This window comes from Flavobacterium branchiophilum NBRC 15030 = ATCC 35035 (genome assembly GCF_002217205.1).
Classification (GTDB): domain Bacteria; phylum Bacteroidota; class Bacteroidia; order Flavobacteriales; family Flavobacteriaceae; genus Flavobacterium; species Flavobacterium branchiophilum.
The window spans coordinates 736-17,628 of record NZ_MUGT01000056.1; the positions used below are offsets into that span (position 1 = coordinate 736).

7 protein-coding genes are annotated in these 16,893 nt (G+C 35.6%); 4 read left to right on the top strand and 3 right to left on the bottom strand.

Going from position 1 to position 16,893, the window contains the following annotated elements; genetic code table 11:
* Positions 1 to 323 precede the first annotated feature (323 nt).
* From B0A58_RS08090 to B0A58_RS08100, 3 genes are all read right to left on the bottom strand, one after another.
* Complete coding sequence (locus B0A58_RS08090) at positions 324 to 4,925, bottom strand: T9SS type B sorting domain-containing protein (protein WP_089080641.1); 4,602 nt, start codon at positions 4,923 to 4,925, stop codon at positions 324 to 326.
* 217 nt (positions 4,926 to 5,142) lie between these two features.
* The gene (locus tag B0A58_RS08095; protein WP_133063094.1) at positions 5,143 to 5,886 is read right to left on the bottom strand and encodes a T9SS type B sorting domain-containing protein; all 744 of its coding nucleotides are present in this window, start codon (positions 5,884 to 5,886) and stop codon (positions 5,143 to 5,145) included.
* A 16-nt stretch (positions 5,887 to 5,902) separates the two neighbouring features.
* The gene (locus B0A58_RS08100) at positions 5,903 to 9,724 is read right to left on the bottom strand and encodes a choice-of-anchor L domain-containing protein (protein ID WP_089080643.1); all 3,822 of its coding nucleotides are present in this window, start codon (positions 9,722 to 9,724) and stop codon (positions 5,903 to 5,905) included.
* A gap of 307 nt (positions 9,725 to 10,031) precedes the next feature.
* On the opposite strand from B0A58_RS08100, the gene argS reads away from it, so the two are divergent.
* The 4 genes from argS to B0A58_RS08120 all read left to right on the top strand — a co-directional run bounded on the left by argS (position 10,032) and on the right by B0A58_RS08120 (position 16,496).
* Positions 10,032 to 11,831, top strand: a complete 1,800-nt coding sequence (argS, locus tag B0A58_RS08105; protein WP_089080644.1) for an arginine--tRNA ligase — start codon at positions 10,032 to 10,034, stop codon at positions 11,829 to 11,831.
* 65 nt (positions 11,832 to 11,896) lie between these two features.
* Positions 11,897 to 13,378 carry an SGNH/GDSL hydrolase family protein gene (locus B0A58_RS08110; RefSeq protein WP_089080645.1) on the top strand — a complete coding sequence of 494 codons (1,482 nt, stop codon included), beginning with the start codon at positions 11,897 to 11,899 and terminating at the stop codon, positions 13,376 to 13,378.
* Complete coding sequence (locus B0A58_RS08115) at positions 13,378 to 14,802, top strand: LysM peptidoglycan-binding domain-containing protein (RefSeq protein ID WP_089080646.1); 1,425 nt, start codon at positions 13,378 to 13,380, stop codon at positions 14,800 to 14,802. The genes B0A58_RS08110 and B0A58_RS08115 overlap by 1 nt, the downstream gene beginning before the upstream one ends.
* Positions 14,802 to 16,496, top strand: coding sequence for an MBOAT family O-acyltransferase (locus B0A58_RS08120; protein WP_089080647.1), 1,695 nt, complete (start codon positions 14,802 to 14,804; stop codon positions 16,494 to 16,496). The genes B0A58_RS08115 and B0A58_RS08120 overlap by 1 nt, the downstream gene beginning before the upstream one ends.
* Positions 16,497 to 16,893 lie beyond the last annotated feature (397 nt).

The window sequence follows — 16,893 nt, forward strand, 5'->3', positions numbered from 1 at the left end:
TTTTAGCAAAAAAGAACCAATAGATTGGGCTATTTTATGTGTATATTTGGTATTATTATTTTCTTTCAAAATTAACGCCCCACCCTTGAGGATATAATAAAGTTTTGAAAGCCAAAATGTATTGATAAATAATACACCTCAACCTCCAAAAAAAAACCTTTGCCAAATTAATCCAATTCGACAAAGGTTTATTCCCATTTTTATTGCTCTAAAATCTTTCAATCAAAAATCATTTCAACTTTAAATTTCTAAATTTTGTGTAATTTTTCAATTTAAATTTTTTTTTAATTCTTCATTCTTTCAATTTCAAAATTCTTTCAACCCTATCTTTTAATTGCAAAATGCGATTGATAAACCTTGTTGGTGTTGTTTTCCTTATAAAAAACGGCAAACCAAAAATCGTCTGCGGGGGCCAAACGCCCATTAATATTGCCATCCCAACCAGAACCGCTTGGTTTAATTTCGATTAAAAATTTACCATATTTGTCATAAATATTAATATAAGCATCGGGTTGATCGTTTAGGTTGTTGATGTTCCAAGTATCGTTGATTCCATCACCATTAGGTGTAAAAAACCGTGGATAATCCGCAACAATAACTTCTATGGTGCTGTTGCTGCAACCATTTTTATCTTTGACGGTTACGTAATGCAATCCAAAAGATACATTATAAAAAGTAGGACTCGATTGAAAGGCTGCATTGTCCAATTGGTATTCATAATTATCGTTTGTGCCTGTGCCAGTAGCAGTTATAGTTATGGTTTGGTTTTCCGAAAAAGCATCGCTTGTGGTATAAGTTACCCATGCAGGTTGAGAAACAATGACTTGAACAGGAGTAAGTGCAGAAACGCAGCCCGTTTGCACATTGGTAGCTATCAAATTGTAAGTGCCTGGTTGGGTTACCGTTATAAAACTGTTTGTACTTATTGGTGCAGTACCCAAAAACCATTGAAAGGTGTGCAAACTAGGGTCTAAACCACTCAAAATGGTATAACCCGAGGTTACCGCTCCTGTTTGATTATCTATACAAATAGTGCCATTTTTTAATTCAGGTTCTGGTCGTTTTTTTACAAACAAGTCTATTTGTTGTATCAACGTACAATTAGGAGTAAGTGTGCTAGACAATTTAACAAAAACATGAGGCAAAGTCGTATTAGTTAAGCTATTTTGATTGGCCAAAAGATCTTCCATGTTGGCAAAATATTGCAAAGTAAATTGGGCAGGATTTTGGTTGCCCAAAATAATCGTGTTTAGGGTAGTTAAATCAAAATTAGCAATGCCGTCGTTGGGGCCATCATTATCGCAAATGGTGCTGTTTGCAGCAGGTATGGCATGGATAATTGGAGCAGGCACAATGGTAATGTCAAACGGATATACATCTGTACAAAATGGGGCATAAGGCGATTGAGCAATGATATATAATGTTTGCGACTGGGTAATGGTTGTGCCAGGTTCTATGGGTTGTCCTGTGGCATTTGGATTGTTATAAAATTGTCCTCTATCTACAGTTGGCAACACATAAGCACTACATTTGGTTACATTGGGCAGTTCAGACACGTTATATACTGTAATATTAAAAAATTCTTGTGCCGTACAATTGGGTACCGTACCCGTTTCGGCATATACATACAGCGTTTTAAAAGGTTCCGTTATTTCGTCCAATGCCTGATAGGGTTGTCCTGTACCATTTGGTCCAGAAAAATAATTACCCACTTCTAGTGGGGGGAGTATGTATTTATCACAAGTAAATACATCGGCAATTGGATTGATAACGGGAGTGTGGTTGATGGTTACAACAAAACTTTTTTCGTCTTCGCAATAAAAATCTTCACGAATGTTGTCTTTTTTATAAATATAAATGGTTTGGGTTGTTTCTATTACATCACCTTCAAATTTTTCAATACCTTGTCCGTTTTGACCATTCATTTGACTGTGTGTAAAATAACGGTTTCCTGGATTTAGGGCTTCTAAAACATATTGGTCGCATTGTGTTACATTCGGTTTTGTGTCGGCTACGGTATGGGTAATGGAAACATTAAAACTATTAGAGGCAGGGCATCCAAAACTGTTTACAGCATAAATATGAACCGTTTGCGATTGGTTTAAAACCGTATTAAAAGGTATCAAATTGCCACCTCCATTACTTTCAGTATAATAATTTCCAATGGTTAGTGGTGTAAGGGTATAAGTGTTGCAGGCCGAAACATCGCCCCTTGGGTCTAAAACGGGCAAAGGTTTTATAGTAATAGCAACAGGGATAGTATGCTGGCAACCAAGTCCGTTGTTGATATACACATATACCGTTCTGCTATTGGTAACAGGATAGTTAAATGGGAGTTGTACTCCTCCACCATTTGGCAGTGTATAATAATTACCTGCATTAAGTTCGGGCAAATTATAAACCCCACATTCGCTAACGGTTTGTGGCACTACAACAATAGGTAAAATGATGTCGACATGAAAAGAAACTTCGTCGGCACAACCACTTGCCGAGGTGGCCCTTACATATATATCTTGAGAATACGTTACTACATAACCTACGGGCAGTTCTACACCGCCGCCATTGGATTGTGTATAATATTTTCCAAAGGTTAATGCAGGCAATGTATAAGAAACACATCGGCTAACGTCTGGTATAGGGTCTAACCCAATTCCAACTTTAAATGAATCGCTGTCTGTACACGGAGGTGTGGTGTTTGTAGCAGCATAAACATAAATGGTTTGCGAATTATTAAGGGTTGTCAAAGCGGGAATCATGGTGCCACCGCCATTGGGTTGTGTATAATAATTGCCAACTGCTAATGGAGGTAGTTGATAGCTCGTACATTCAAAAACATTGGATACAGCTTGTAATACTGGTGCGTTATTAATGGTAATCGTAATGGCTCTTTCTTGTTGACAAATGGGTGGAACGGTAGATTGAAAATTGAGGTAAATGGTTTGCGAACTGGTAATAACCGTGCCGGCTGGTATCAAAGGCAATCCCGCATTTGGTCCAGTATAATATTTAACATTTGGAACTAAAGGAAGAGTATAACTATCACATGTTGTTGTAGATTGTGGTCCAACTTGATTGATGTCTATAATGGTAACCGTAAAACTAGTTTCTGAATTGCACGAACCATTATTATTATAAATGTAAATAGTCGTTGTGCCAATTGTATTGATCAAATCATTTTCAAACAAAGGAGTTCCTGTTCCATTTGAACCCGTAAAGTAATTGCCCGAAGTTAAATGTGGCAACGGATAGCCAGAACAAACTACTACACTTTGAAGTGTGGGTACACTAGGTTTTGGTTTGACAATTAAATGAAAACTGGTTGTGGCAAAACAAGTAGTATCTGAAAAATTTTGGATTCGAGCATAAATAGTGGTGCCTGTTGTTCCTAAAAATCCGCCCACAATTGGATTGATACCCAAATTGGCATTGGCTTGTGAGGTGTAGTAAGAAATGACATTGAGCGTAGCAGATTGTGTACCTAAAATGGTGGCATTTTGAACACTAAAGTCAAAAATGGCATCATTGGAACCCAATGTTCTTTCACATTTGACTAAATCGTTGGGTTGATTGGCAACTGGCGGGCTAGACACCAATAGGTTGAAAGATTTTACTGTAAAACAACCCGTGTTATTATTTTTAATTCTAATGAAAATGGTTTCGTTTGTAGCACTAGTCGAATATGGGCTAGAAAGTGGGTTGGCATTGGTATTGGCATCCAATAAAGTATTGTGATACGAAATACTAAAATTGGGGTTATTTGTAGGATTGACAACGGAGGTGTTGGCAGCTAAATTAAAACTATTGGTTCCGGTTCCTACATCGCATTTTCCAAGATTAATGGGATTTGGAGTAATGATTTCGGGCAGAAAGTCAACCACAATAGAATCAGAATTGACATCGCAAGGGCTAATAATTTGGCTATATGTAAGGGTGTAAGTTCCTGGACCAATAACCGATAGCGAAGGGCCTGTTTGACCACTTAAAACAACACCATTTTTTTTCCAAATAAAATTGTAAATTGCAGGATTTAATCCCGAGTTGATGGTGTGTGTACTTCCAAAACAAATGGCATTGTTGCCCGTAATATCTGGGCCTAAAACATTTTGTGCAAAATTAAAACTATTAGACGACAAAAAAATGGCCGAATCAGACATGGAGTCGGAACGGTCGGCAACAACAAGTTTGATATGATAAGGCGTATTGGGAACTAACACGGCCGAAGCATTCATCAAAACCGTTTGCCCATTAAAATTGGTTGCCGAACTGGCAGCTGCTGCTCCACCATTGTAACTGCCAAAATATTGGGCATTTGCCGAGGCACAATTAGAATTAAAGGCATTATTTCTAATGGTTACTACCGAAATGGGTAAATTTGTATTGGGTACAACCGCTAAATTAGTCGTTACACCTGTGAGTGTATTGGTAAGTAAAAATGCAAACGAATCTGAAAACTGACATTGGAAATTGCCATACTCTTCTGAAGCAAAAACAAAATCAAAAGTAAAATTGGATGCAATGGGCGTAAAATCAAACTCGAGCATCGAGGCATTGGCAGATTGCATGGTAATACCCGATTGAGCCAATGTGTTTTCCAAATCGGTGTCGCCAATCCAGCTGGCATTGCCATCATTGAGGCTCATATTATTTGGCCCAACAGCGTTTAAGGCATTTCCAGTACTCAAAATTACACCGCTTTGAATGGGAAAGTTAGGGTTGGTATTTTGAAAGTAGCCTATACCATTTACAGAGCCAAAATTTGTACCTGTTTTAGAACTAATGTTTGTGGCCGAAACACAATTTGAATTAATCAAAACATTGTTTACGAGCTGGGGTATGGTATGGGTTGTTGTACTTACAGAGATGCTTTGTGAATGGAGTTCAAATGTAAATAAAAACGCTATTAGAGTGTAAAAAATACCTTTCATAATTAGTTTTATTGTTTATATCAAAATTACGATACTATACTATATATTACTAGCAAAAATGCTAAAATTTTCAACTAGGTATTGAAAAAAAAATATTTTAAATATTATAGTGAATATATAATATGCGATAAAATTATAGCTTACAAAAAAAGCAACTATAAAAGTAATTATGTTTATAAAAACTTTTATAGTTGCTATAGGTAATTGGTTACCTCCATTATCTTTTCATTGAAAAATGAGATTTGAATTCTTTGGCTTCTCCTTTTTCTGTATAATGTGCTACAAACCAGTAGTCATCAGATGGTAGTAAAGCCCCATTAAAGTTACCATCCCAGCCCTCTCCGTTGGTTTTTATTTGGATGATAAATTTTCCTGTTCTGTCAAAAATATCTACTGTTGCGTTAGGTTGGTCTTTCAATCCGACTACATTCCAAGTATCGTTGATACCATCTGCATTTGGAGTAAAATATTTTGGATGATTGGCCAATATTACAACTTTTGTAGTAATACCGCATCCATTTTTGTCTCTAACACTAATGATGTGGTCGCCAAATGTTGGGTTATGAAATACAGGCTCATCTTGAAACTCGCTGTTGTCCAATTGGTATTCATAATCGCCACTTCCAGTTGCAATCACGGTGATGTCTTGGCTGTCATCAAATGCTTCTCCCATGGTATATGCCACAAGTGCTTTTTGAGATTTTTCTACAATTGCTTGAGTAGGTTTTGAAATACATCCTGTTTGCAAATCGGTGGCAACAACACTATAAACACCTGGTTCAGAAACAGTTATAAAGCTTTGATTTCCAACGGATACTCCGTTTAAAGTCCAATTAAAGCTGTATTGCGTAGGGCTCAAAGTACTCATAATAGTATAAGGATTTTTGATAGCACCTGTCAATTCATCTACACAAATTACTCCATTCGTTGGGTTTGGTTCTGGTAGTTTTTTTACATTCAATTTAAGTTGTTTATATTCATAGCAATCTGGGGGCAAGATTGTTGATTAGTTTTACGAAAACAGAATGGAGTAAAGTTGTAGAAAGTGGATTTGTGTTATGAAGCAAGTCGTCCATATTGCCATAATAAGTCAATTCAAATTCAGATCCCGTTTGATTTCCTAATATTATTGAATTTAAACTTGTTAAGTCAAAACTGGCTTGTCCATCATTTGCACCGTCGTTGTCGCAAATAGTTCTGTTGGCCTCTGGTACATTATGAATCTCTGGCATTGGCAATTTGATTACATCAAAAGAGCTTTCATCTGAACAATTTGGATTTAATGGTGAGTGTCCAAAGATGTAGATTTTTTGAGTACTTGTAATCATGGTACCTGGATTTAATAATGTTCCTGTTCCATTGGTTCCTGTATAAAATTTTCCTTTTTCGATGCTTGGCAATACATATCCTGTGCACACATATTTGTTTGGCAATTCACTAACATTGTAAATGTCTATATGAAAGCTTTTCTCATCAAAACAATTTGGAACTGTGTTAGTTTGTGCAAACACATACAAATCTTGATTGGTTGTAATAATGTCGCCAGCATGTAGCATAGTACCTGTTCCGTTTGGTTGTGTAAAATAGTTTCCTACTGTTAAGTTAGGTAATGTGTACGAGTTACAAGCATTAACATTTGGAATGGTGTTGATGTATGGTGTATGGTTTATTGTTACTACAAATGAATGCTCGTCATAACACATAAAATCTTGACGGATAATGTTTTGTTTATATACCCAAACCGTTTGTGTGCTTGTAATGGCACTTCCTGCCATTAACTCTATTCCTGTTCCATTTGGTCCGCCTGCTTTAGTATAATATTTATTGTTTGCAGTCAAAGCTGGCAAGGTATAAGTATCACATTGTGTTACATTTGCAGGAGCATCTGCATTGGTAATATAAATGTTTACCGTAAATTGATTGTCAGATATACATCCAAAAGAGCTTACTGCGTGCATATAAATCGTTTGAGTAGATGTCAAAACTGTGCCTGCTGCTATAATGCTGCCTCCTCCATTTGGAGCTGTATAATAGTTTCCAACTGTCAATGGCGTTAATTTATAAGTACCACACACATCCATATCAGAACGGGCATCTAACACAGGATTTGGATGAATGGTTACAACAAAAGATCTTTGGTTATGGCATCCGTCATTGTTGTTTACATATACATAAATGGTTTTTGTACTCGTAATTACATCACCCGCATGAAGCGCTACTCCAGATCCATTGGTTCCTGTATAATATTGCCCAACACTTAATTCTGGCAAAGTGTAGCTGGCACACGCTTCAACATTTGGAGTTGCTAATAATATAGGCAAGGCAATATCTACTGTAAACGCTTCATTGTCATAGCATCCTGTATTTGAAATAGCATATACATACAAGGTTTGTGTACTAAAAATGGCATCTCCAGCATGTAATTGTTCGCCTGTTCCATCAATTCCTGTATAATAATTCCCAATTGGCAAAGCTGGCAAGGTATATTGTACACAAGTGTTTACATCTTGCATTTGATCTAAACCAATATACACTTTAAAATGTTTTTCAGATGTACAATTTGGCGTTGTATTACTTTCAGCATAAATATAAATGTCTTGTGTATAATTAATTACTGTAAATGGAGGGATCATACCGCCTGTTTTATTTGGCCCAGCATAGTATGTTCCAACGGCAAGTTCTGGCAACATATAAGCATCACAAGAAAATACGTTTGATGGGTTTGTAATTACTGGCGATGGTACAATTGTCAATTGAATTTCTCTTTCTCTGTGGCAAAATGTTCCTGTTGTTGATTGGTAGTACAAATAGATCGTTTGTGATGTGTTTATTACATTTCCTGCAAACAATTGTGTACCGCCTCCATTTGGTAAGGTATAATATTTGGCATATTGAGATGATGGCAACACAAAATTATCGCAGTATGTACCTGAGTTTGGACCAACGTGGTTCAAATCAACAATGGTTATTGTAAAGTGCGATTGTGTGGCACAATATCCGTTATTTGCATAAATGTAAACCAATTGACTTTCTGTCAAAATATCGCCTGCATGCAACATATCGCCTGTACCATTTGGGCCTGTATAATAAGTTCCATAGCTTAATGCTGGCAACACATAAGGATCACATTGTAAGATACTTTGCAAAGTTTGTGCTACTGGAACAGTATGTACAATAATTTGAAAATGTGTAATAGAATAACATGCTCCATCGGTATTATTTTGCATTCTTGCATAGATGGTAGTGCCATTTGATGCTAAATAATTTGTGGTGTACATCGGAGCTGTTCCTGCATTTGCAGCTTCTAAACTTGTATAATAAGTTACTGTATATTCTGCTGCTGGCAAACCATTCAAAATACTTGGTGTTTGCGAATGAATGTTAAAATAAGCATCATGCGAGTTCAACTCTCTTTCACATTTTTCTAAATTGTTTGGTTGGTGAGCTGTTGGCGGTGTAGTTACTTTCAATTGAAAAGATTTGATGGCTACACATCCTGTAATACTACTTTTTACTGCTACATAAATGGTTTGATTGCCTGCACTTGCATATACAGTACTCAAAGCATTAATTCCATTTTGTGCATCGGCCAAATTGCTGTAATAGCTTGCACTTAATGTATTGTTGTTTAATGGAATGATGTAACTTGTATTGATGTTAAAATCAAAATCATAGCTTGCAGCTCCTGTATTGCATTTGTTTAAATCTTTTGGATTTGGAAAAGTAATTTGTGGTGTATATTCAACTTCAATGCTATCAGTTACGGCATCACAAGGCATTACAATTTTGTTATAAGTCAAGCTGTAAGTTCCTGGTGTAGTTACTGTCAAGCTTGGGCTTGTGGCTCCAGGAATTACAACACCATTTTTTTTCCAAACAAAGCTATAAATTTGAGGATCCAATCCAGAGTTGATCACTTGATTGGTACCATAACAAACGGCATTTTGCGTTGCATTTGTCAAATTGGCTCCCAAAACATTTTGTCCAATATTAAAACTATTTGATGACAAAAATATAGCAGAATCTGATAACGAATCCCCTCTATCTGCAATTACAAGTTTGATGTGATAAGGCGTATTTGGTATCAAAGTGGCTCCTGCTGTCATCAATACGGTTTGTCCATTAAAGTTGATTGCCGAACCTGCTGCTGCTGCACCTCCGTTGTATTTACCAAAATAATTGGCATTAGCAGAATCGCAAGTAGAGTTATAAGCTGCATTTCTGATGGTTACAACAGATATTGGCAAATTGGTACCTGGTATTACTGCCAAGTTAGTGGTTTCGCCAGTAAGTGTATTTGTCAATAAAAATGCAAAGGCGTCTGAAAATTGACATTGAAAGTTGCCATATTCTTCTGAAGCAAATACAAAGTCGAAGCTAAAATTGGCACTAATTGGCGTAAAATCAAATTCCAAAACACTTGCATTTACAGAGTGCATTGTTATGTTAGATTGTGCCAAAGTGTTCTCCAAGGCAGCATCGCCTGTCCAAGAAGCATTGCCATCGTTTAACGAACTGCTGTTTGGCCCTCCTGCATTCAAAACGTTTCCAGTGCTCAAAATAACACCGCTTTGTATAGGAAAGTTTGGATTTGTATTTTGGAAATATCCAATACCATTGGTTGAACCAAATTGGGTTCCTGTACTCCAGCTGATATTTGATCCTGAAACACAATTTGAATTAATCAATACGTTATTAACTAATTCTGGTACTGTATGTGTGTTGGTATTAACAGTAATACTTTGAGAGAAAGTGGTCATTGTTAATAATAGTGCTAGTAATGTTGTTAAAGTTTTCATGACTATTATGTTTAATTTTGTTGAGTCAAAGATACTAACATTTTTCATAAATAATCGATGAAATGTATATTTTTATCGATGAAATACAATTGAAAATTATATATTTTATCGCTAAATGATTTTTTGAACACAATTCATTTTTTAACTTATTGTTTTAATTGGTATTTTATCGATAAAATAAAGCTTTTTATCGATATTATAAACGATTTTTTTAAATGTAAGAATAAATTTTAATTTTAATTTATGATTTATTTTTAATCTTTTTTTATAATAAAATTTTATCTTTGACCTCTCAAAAACATTTAAAATGAATATTCAAGCCATACTTTTACCAAAAATCCAACTTGCTATCCAACAAATTTTCGACCAAAACGTCGAGAAAATCGAATTTCAAGCCACACGCAAAGATTTTGAAGGAGATATAACCATCGTAATTTTTCCATTATTAAAAATAATAAAAGGAAATCCAATCGAAATTGGAAACAAAATAGGACAGTATGTAACAGAAAACACACCCGAAATTGCACAATATAATGTGGTATCGGGCTTTTTGAATCTTGTAATTGACAACAGTTTTTATTTGAATGCTTTTAATGAAATCAAAAACAACCCAAAATTTGGTTTTGTAACACCCGATTCGTCCGAAAAAGCCATCATGGTCGAATATTCTTCGCCAAATACCAACAAACCCTTACACCTCGGACATGTTCGAAACAACCTTTTGGGCTATTCCGTTGCCGAAATTTTAAAGGCATCGGGCAAAAAAGTGTATAAAACCCAAATCATCAACGACCGAGGCATTCATATTTGCAAATCAATGCTGGCTTGGCAAAAGTTTGGAAACGGCGAAACACCACAATCATCTGGTTTAAAAGGCGATAAATTAGTAGGAAAATATTATGTAGCGTTTGATCAAGCTTATAAATCTGAAATTGACGAGTTGGTTCAAAAAGGGCTTTCATTAGAAGATGCCAAAAAAGCAGCCCCCATTATTATAGAAGCCCAACAAATGCTACTAGACTGGGAAGCTGGTAAACCAGAAGTTATCGAGCTTTGGAAAACCATGAACCAATGGGTGTATGACGGTTTTGCTGAAACATATCAAAACTTAGGGGTCGATTTTGACTCCTATTATTATGAATCGAACACCTACCTTTTAGGCAACGAAGTTATTGATAATGAATTGGCTAAAGGCAAAGATAAAAGCCTTTTTTATGAAAAAGAAGATGGCTCGGTATGGGTAAACTTAACCGAAGATGGATTGGACGAAAAAATTGTTCGTCGCTCCGATGGTACTGCCGTATATATGACACAAGACATTGGCACAGCCATTCAACGTGTAAAAGATTGTCCTGATGTGGGCGGTATGGTCTATACCGTAGGCAACGAGCAAGATTATCATTTTAAAGTATTGTTTTTAATTCTTCAAAAATTAGGCTTTGATTGGTCTAAAAATTTATACCACCTTTCGTACGGCATGGTCGATTTGCCTTCTGGCAAAATGAAATCCCGAGAAGGTACCGTGGTAGATGCCGATGATTTGATGACAGAAATGACCCAAACTGCTCAAGAATTGTCTGAAGAGTTGGGTAAATTAGAGGGTTATTCGGAGCAAGAAAAACAACAACTTTACAAAACTATTGGACTTGGAGCGCTTAAATATTATATTCTAAAAGTAGATCCTAAAAAACGTATTTTGTTCGACCCCGCAGAATCGGTTGACTTTGCAGGAAACACAGGTCCTTTTATTCAATATACATTTGCTCGAATCCAATCTATTTTAAGAAAAACTGATTTTGATTATACTGATGGTGTTCAAATCCAACAATTGGAATCGCTCCACGAAAAAGAAAAAGAAATTATAAAAAACATCATGCTTTTTCCTGAAATAATTCAAAATGCCGCACAACATCATAGTCCAGCATTAATTGCTAATTATGTTTATGATTTAGTCAAAGAGTACAATTCGTTTTATCAAACTGTTTCTATTTTAGGCGAACCGCATCTTTATAAAAAAACCATTAGAGTACAAATTTCCGAAAAAGTAGCTCAAACCATATCAAATGCTTTTGCATTGTTGGGTATTGATGTTCCAGAACGAATGTAATATTAAGGTCTGTTCATATACAAAATCTATATACACCTATATATATATATATAACAAAATTTAAAGTGAATCCATCCAAATCTTATTTCATACAATCTTTTTTAATTGTATTTTTAGCCGCCATTTTTTTTATCGGATTGAAAAATGTGTTGCCAAAAAAAATTTTTTCTGAAAAAACGGGACTTACTCAAAACGTGCTGATAGACAGCATGTTATTAGAAGCCTTTAATGCCGAAAAAAAAGCCCAAAAAACCATTTCAAAAGATACTTTAAACCAACAAAATATCCATTTTTTTGAAACCAATGGCATTGCATTTCCTTCAGAAAATTTTGAAAATTATAAAGGGTACCAATATTTAATACCTTTTTACGAAAAATTATACCAACTAGAAACCACCAAAAAAGGCCATGTACGGATAGCTTATTTTGGCGATTCGATGACAGATGGCGATATGATTGTTCAGGATGTTAGAGCTCAATATCAAAATCAATTTGGAGGAAATGGTGTTGGTTTTGTAGCCATTACAAGCGAATCGGCCGCCTCAAGGGGGTCTGTATTGCACGAATATGCTACAAATTGGAAAACACTTTCCTATTTGAATGTCAAAAATCCATCCAAACCATTTGGTGTAAACGGTCATGTGTTTTTTGCCAATGACACCTTGCACAAAGCCTGGGTCAAATATAAAACCAATATTGTAAAACCCATTTCGTGGCTTAACAACCCAACCCTTTTTTATGGATATGCCTCAAACAATCAAGCAATTATTTCTTACACAATAGGAAAAGATACCATTACCAAAAACTTAACACCACATCATTTGTTAAATACTTTGGTTTTGTCTCAAAACCCATTAAAATCATTAAAAGTCGATTTCAAAAAAGCCAAATCCATACCTATTTATGGCTTCAATTTTGACGATGGCAAAGGGGTACATGTAGATAATTTTTCGCAAAGAGGCAATTCTGGCATCCCCATTTCTAAGTTTGATGTTGCTTTGATGCAATCTTTTCATCAAAAGTTGAATTACGACTTAATAGTACTTCACTATGGTACAAATGTATTAAATTACGGAACATTCGATTATGGTTGGTACAACAAAAGCATGTCAAAAGTAGTGCAACGCTTGAAGGAGTGTTTTCCTGGTACAGCCATTTTAGTGATTTCAACGGCAGACAAAGCCACAAAATACGAAACACAAATGAAAACCGATTCGGCCGTAGTACCACTTACTTTGGCACAAAAACGGTATGCACTAAACAATCAGGCGGCTTTTGTAAACTTATATACCCTAATGGGAGGCGATGGTTCCATGACCAAATGGGTAGAAGAAATACCTGTTTTGGCCAATAAGGATTATACCCATTTTAACCAACGTGGAGCCAAAAAAGTAGCTGGTATTATTTATAACCAACTCCAAACAGGGTATGAACAATACAAACAATTACGAAAAAACAAAGCCACTGCAAGCAAAACTGCAGCCCCAAAAGTAGCTCCTATTCAACCAGATAGTCTTTTGTCAAACCCTAACGAACAACAACCCTAATGTTTAAAAAAATAAGTATCATTGTGGGTTTGTTCTGGACAATTTTTCAGGCCAATGCCCAATTAGTTGGCACCTCTGATGGGCTAACAGACACCCCCTCGACAGACAGCATCAAGCTACCTGACAATCGATTGATTCATGCAATGGCATTGGAAATTTTTTGGAAAAAATTAATACTATTACAAAAAAACAATACCGGTAAATTGAACATCGTTCATGTTGGAGATTCTCATATTCAAGCTGATTTGATGACGGCCGTTATTAGAAAAAATTGTCAAAATAGGTTTGGAAATGCAGGTCGAGGATTTGTGTTTCCGCACCAATTAGCCAAAACAAATGGTGCGTGGGATGTTCGATTTTCGAGCAATGCCACGTGGGAATGTCATAAAAACATAGCACAACCCAACGGAAGTGCCGTAGGTTTGAGTGGCATAGCGCTGCAAACCAAAGCTCAAAACGCTTACATTGAATTAACCGTCAAAGACCCAGAAAATTTTTTTAATACCATCAAAGTCATTTCTCCCAATAACAACCATGATTTTGATTTGGCACTAAACAAACAAAAAACTGCTATTGAAACAAAATTGCCAAAAAAAATATCACACAAAGTAAAAAAAGGAGAAGCTTTATCTACAATTGCTGAAAGTTACCATTGCTCAATGGCCGAAATCAAGGCATTGAATCGTTTGAAGTCCAACAACATACAAGCTGGAAAAACACTCAAAATACCAACAACCGAAACAACATCAAAAATAAGCTATACAACTTCATACATACCAGAAAAATCTTATAATTCAAATCAATATTTTTATTATAAATCAGAAAATTTATTATCTAAAATTGCTATTGTAGCCCAAAACGACAATCCCGAAAAAATATTAAGTGGCTTGGTTTTAGAAAACAATAATCCCGGCATTTTGTATCATAATATTGGTGTCAATGGAGCAAAATATGCCGATTATAATAAATACCCCCTATTTTTTAATCAACTCAAAGCATTAAATCCAGATTTAATTATTGTATCACTTGGTACCAATGAATCTTTTGATAGAATGAGTTCAGAATCCTATATGCAACAAGTGTTTCGTTTTATCAATAATATAAAATTATGGTATCCAGATACGGCCATTCTACTCACAACGCCACCACCATCATTACTTTACAGAAAATTACCCAACACCTATATTGCAGATTACACCGAAAAATTAATTACTTTTGCAGCCGAAAATAGATATGCCATTTGGGATGCTTACACACAACTCAGAGGCATGCAAGGAGTTTCAATAAATGCCCGAAAAGGATGGATGGCTCCCGATAGGGTTCACTATACCAAGTTAGGCTACGAAATTCAAGGCAAAATGTTGTTTGAAGCCCTACTCCAATCATTTGAAGATTATCAAAATAACCCCAACAAGAAAAAATAATGACCTTTTCAGACATCAACAACTGGATGATTAAAAACATTGGTACTATAACCCCAGAAACCATCAACAATTGGGTAACCTACAATCCTAAATCTCCTATTTTATTCAACACCCCCCTTTTTTTAGGTATGTTTTTAATTTTTTATCCACTATATGTAGTAGCGATAAAACCCAAAACTCATTTTTACAGAAATTTATATGTCTTCTTATTTTCATTATTTTTTTATTATAAATCCAGCGGCATCTATTTTGCTTTGCTTCTTGTTTCTGGAGTTGTAGATTACAATATTGCCAAACTTTTATATGAAGAAGTATTGGAAGGATACAGAAAATTTTATCTTATATTAAGTATTGTACTAAATTTATGCTTTTTAGGTTATTTCAAGTACACCAATTTCATTATCCAAAACCTCAATGAAGTTTCTGGCCAACAATTTATGATGCAAAACATCATACTTCCTGTAGGAATATCTTTCTATACTTTCCAATCAATGAGTTATATCATCGACATTTATCGAAAAGAGCTAAAACCTACAAAAAACATTTTAGACTACATGTTTTTTGTGTCTTTTTTTCCACAATTAGTAGCAGGGCCAATTGTGAGAGCTTCAGAGTTTATCCCACAAATATATAGCAAATTGCATCTTTCTCGCAACGATGTAAACCGTGCATTATTTTTAATCATTGGCGGACTTATCAAAAAAACCTTCATATCAGATTACATTGCACTCAACTTTGTCGATAGGGTTTTTGATGCTCCAAAATCCTATACCGCCTTCGAAAATCTAATGGCCGCTTATGGCTATACCATTCAAATTTATTGCGATTTTTCTGGCTATTCAGACATGGCCATTGGCATAGCCCTCCTCATGGGTTTTCAATTATCAACTAATTTCAAAACCCCATATCAATCTACATCACTAACCGAATTTTGGCGGCGTTGGCACATCTCCCTCTCCACATGGCTAAGAGATTACCTATATATTTCCATTGGCGGTAACAGACAAGGTTCTGTAGGAGGATTTTTATTTCCTACCTTATTTTTTGTCGGTTGTATTGCATTTGGCTATTATTATTATCCCATAAACGCCCTCCCTTTATGGACAGCCCTAGCAGCATTACTACTGTTTTTGTCCACGGTCATTTTAGCAAAAGACAAGAAAAAAACACTTTATACCAACGTCAATTTACTAACCACCATGCTCCTCGGCGGCTTATGGCACGGCCCTAGTTTCCGTTTCATTTTGTGGGGTGCACTACACGGCATAGGCTTGGCAGTACACAAAATATTTTCAGAAATTTTTCCTTCGTCTAATACTAAAAAACTTACCTTTTTCAAAATCATGGGTTCCAGTATTTCTTTACTACTTACCTTTCACTTTGTAGCTTTTTGTTGGATATTTTTTAGAGCCAAAGACTTTTCCCTAGCCTTCGATATCCTACAAAATATCAGCAACCTTACGTTCAATATACAACAGTGGCAAACCATCATCATGGGCTACCAAAATGTGTTTTTAGTCCTGTTTTTGGGCTACGTTTGGCACTTTTTACCCACCAAAATTACCAACGCCAACCAATGGGTTTTCAACAAAATGCCCATCGTTTTAAAAGCCCTCGTCCTTGCCTTGGCCTTTTGGGTCGTATATGCCACATCATCCTCTGGACCACAACCATTTATTTATTTTCAATTTTAAAAAAAACATCTTAAATAAGCAAAATCTCCATAATTTGGGCGTGCCCCTCCGTAAAAACTTCGGGTCGGGCTATTCGTTTCAATCTTTTTTGGCCCCAAAAAAAGGGCCAAAAAAGGATTTCCACTGCTATCCCTCACGCAGCACAACACCATTTTCAAAACAAACACCCCACTCCTACCAAACCTTCCACACAAAAAAAACAATACCAAATATTTTTATAAAATAGTCCAAAGATGCGAAGTTATTTTTTAGAAAAAATTTACAAAAAAAACCGTTGCATAGCTGGGCTACGGAACTATTTTTTTGGACTCATTTTAGCACAAAAGAACCAATAGATTGGGCTATTTTATAGTTATATTTGGTATTATATAAATCATCATGATTTTCATACACAGAT

What these genes read in the sequence shown, in the direction of transcription:
- B0A58_RS08090 (WP_089080641.1), bottom strand. Translation starts at nt 4,925, where the DNA reads ATGAAAGGTATTTTTTACACTCTAATAGCGTTTTTATTTACATTTGAA.
- B0A58_RS08100 (WP_089080643.1), bottom strand. Translation starts at nt 9,724, where the DNA reads ATGAAAACTTTAACAACATTACTAGCACTATTATTAACAATGACCACT.
- argS (WP_089080644.1), top strand. Translation starts at nt 10,032, where the DNA reads ATGAATATTCAAGCCATACTTTTACCAAAAATCCAACTTGCTATCCAA.
- B0A58_RS08120 (WP_089080647.1), top strand. Translation starts at nt 14,802, where the DNA reads ATGACCTTTTCAGACATCAACAACTGGATGATTAAAAACATTGGTACT.
- B0A58_RS08115 (WP_089080646.1), top strand. Translation starts at nt 13,378, where the DNA reads ATGTTTAAAAAAATAAGTATCATTGTGGGTTTGTTCTGGACAATTTTT.